The organism is Stenotrophomonas sp. YIM B13575, from assembly GCF_042787595.1.
Classification (GTDB): domain Bacteria; phylum Pseudomonadota; class Gammaproteobacteria; order Xanthomonadales; family Xanthomonadaceae; genus Stenotrophomonas; species Stenotrophomonas lactitubi_B.
Window position 1 is genome coordinate 1 of the sequence record NZ_JBHZOP010000221.1, and the last position, 2,373, is coordinate 2,373.

2 protein-coding genes and 1 tRNA gene are annotated in these 2,373 nt (G+C 62.8%); 2 read left to right on the forward strand and 1 reads right to left on the reverse strand.

What is annotated here, in order from left to right:
• Nucleotides 1-223: 223 nt before the first annotated feature.
• Nucleotides 224-673: a hypothetical protein gene (locus ACFX4F_RS21340; protein ID WP_099820054.1), complete on the reverse strand. Its 450-nt coding sequence runs from the start codon at nt 671-673 to the stop codon at nt 224-226.
• A 374-nt stretch (nt 674-1,047) separates the two neighbouring features.
• On the opposite strand from ACFX4F_RS21340, the gene ACFX4F_RS21345 reads away from it, so the two are divergent.
• Together ACFX4F_RS21345 and ACFX4F_RS21350 are read left to right on the forward strand one after the other, a co-directional pair.
• The gene (locus tag ACFX4F_RS21345) at nt 1,048-2,154 is read left to right on the forward strand and encodes an NAD(P)/FAD-dependent oxidoreductase (protein WP_099820055.1); all 1,107 of its coding nucleotides are present in this window, start codon (nt 1,048-1,050) and stop codon (nt 2,152-2,154) included.
• Nucleotides 2,155-2,259: 105 nt separating this feature from the next.
• Nucleotides 2,260-2,335: transfer RNA gene (locus tag ACFX4F_RS21350), tRNA-Gly, on the forward strand.
• The last annotated feature ends 38 nt before the right edge of the window (nt 2,336-2,373 follow it).

Below are 2,373 nucleotides of genomic sequence, written 5' to 3' on the forward strand. Positions count from 1 at the left end.
GGGAATAGCTCAGTTGGTAGAGCGCAACCTTGCCAAGGTTGAGGTCGCGAGTTCGAGTCTCGTTTCCCGCTCCAGATTCAAGAAGAACGCTCCCGCAAGGGGGCGTTTTTCGTTATGAGCTTTCGCGAGGTAGGGCGATCTCGACGGTGTGGTCTGGGAATGGCTCGATGTCGGCAGGCATCATGACTTGAGTGCCAACAGAACGGTGCGCAGAGTTGTGCTTTTAGATAGGCAACCCTCCGGAGACAATCGCCAGCTTTCCGCTCTTGTCGAATGTCACATGTATTCTGGAGCTGCCGGATATCCATCGCATGCGGTTGCTTTCTGGATTCTTCCATTCCGGTTCACCAAACATTGACACGACGTCGTTCCTGCCTTGGCCGAAAGTGAGTCCGTGGGGCAGGGCACCTCGGTAAACGGAGAAGTCGCCAATTTCCCGTCCGTAGTAGCGGAAATTGGATAGCACGAGCGCGCCAGCCGGATAGTCGCGGCTAGGAGAAGCCAAGGACTCAGAATCTGAAAAGGTCAGTTCGACGCCGAGTGATGCGTTGGACAAGTAAGCATCAGTCCAATGCCGCTCCAAGGCGGGAACGTCGACGATGCCAAGCTCTTTCAGCAACGACTCAATTTCTCGCTCGCCGTAGTGGTAGCCAAGGTGGGCGAAGTGATCCATATCGATTCTCGAATGTGGTGGTCTGGGAGCCTGGCCGTGTTGTGGTGTTCATTGAGAGCGACTGTTGCTCGGATTGATTAGTCCACTGCCAACGAATGCCGAGACTCGCGCTCTTGTACATGCTCAACTGCGGGGCGCCGTTCTCAACGTGATCCCGACGCAGGGTGTCGGAGCGGTTGGCGATTGTCGCTACTGCATTGGTGATGGCACTGGACCAAGAACTATTGATCGTCGTCCGGGGGCAGTCCATACAAGTATTCCGAAATGAAGCCGATCGGGTGAGCGAGCGCTTCATTTCCACTTCACCGCCACTCCATCGCCTCACCACGCGGAAGCTCGATGCTGCATCTCCCTTCTCAAGTGGTGATGCCGCGATGCCTCACACTCCCACCGCCAACGACTACGACGTGATCATCGTCGGCGCCAGTTTTGCAGGTGCTGCCTGTGCACTCGCCGCCGCCCAGTACGGCCTTCGCGTCTGCGTGCTCGAACGCAAGGCCGACCCCGGCGAGCGCCTGCATACCACCGGCATCGTGGTGAAGGAAGCGATGGAACAGACCTGGCTTGGTCGCATGCCCGAGCAGCTGGTGCAGCGCGTGGCGCGCGTGCGCCTGTACGCACCGAACCTGCGCAACGTGTTGTTGGCCGCACCGGGCTACTACTTCCTCACCACCGATACACCGAACCTGATGCGCTGGCTGGCCAGCGAGCTGCGTGCCAGTGGCGTGGACCTGCGGCTGCAGCAGTCGTTCACCGGGGCCTGCCGCGACGGCGACGCATGGCAGGTTGAAGGGGTGGGGCGCACCGGCTATCTGGTCGGCGCTGACGGCGCGCGTTCACGCGTCGCGCTGCGCACCGGCCTGGGCCAGGTGCGCGACAACCTGTACGGCGTCGAGCGCGAGTTTGCCGGCGTGCAGCTGCCGGAAGGCGACGCCTTGCACTGCTTTGTCAGCCGCCGCTTCGCACCCGGCTACATCGGCTGGGCCGCGCAGAATCCCACCGGTGTGCAGGTGGGGCTGGCCCTGCGCCACGATCCCGCCCATGCCCGCCCGCCGGATATCGAGGGTTTCCTTGAACATGTGCGCGACGTGGTGGGTCTTCCGCGCGCGGCCGAGGCTGCCGGCACCCGCGCGGGGCTGGTGCCGTGCGGGTTTCCGGATGGCCCGATCACCGCGCCCGGCGTGATCCTTACCGGTGATGCGGCGGGTGTCGTTTCGCCGCTGTCGGCCGGCGGCATCCACTCGTCATGGCGGCACGGCTGGGCGGTCGGCGATGCCATCGGCCTGCACCGGCGTGGGAAGGGACCCGCCGCCGAGCAGGTGGCACGGCAGGCGGCGCCCACTTTTCACCGCAAGCGCGTGCTGCGCTGGGCCATGGACCACCTGCAGCGGGACTGGCCGGTCGACGCCCTGCTGCGCACCGGCCCGGTGCGCCGGCTGGCCGAACAGATCTACTTCCACCGACGGGGCGTTCGGGCGTGATCCGGAAGCTGAACGCTGGCCGGTAAAAGGGCTGCAGAATCCTGTTGACGCCGTGCAGCAATATCGACACAATAGCGCTCCTTCGACGCAGGTCGAACGGAATCTGCGGGAATAGCTCAGTTGGTAGAGCGCAACCTTGCCAAGGTTGAGGTCGCGAGTTCGAGTCTCGTTTCCCGCTCCAGATTCAAGAAGAACGCTCCCGCAAGGGGGCGTTTTTCG

Coding starts and splice junctions, on each gene's coding strand:
- ACFX4F_RS21340 (WP_099820054.1), bottom strand. CDS start 673: ATGGATCACTTCGCCCACCTTGGCTACCACTACGGCGAGCGAGAAATT.
- ACFX4F_RS21345 (WP_099820055.1), top strand. CDS start 1,048: ATGCCTCACACTCCCACCGCCAACGACTACGACGTGATCATCGTCGGC.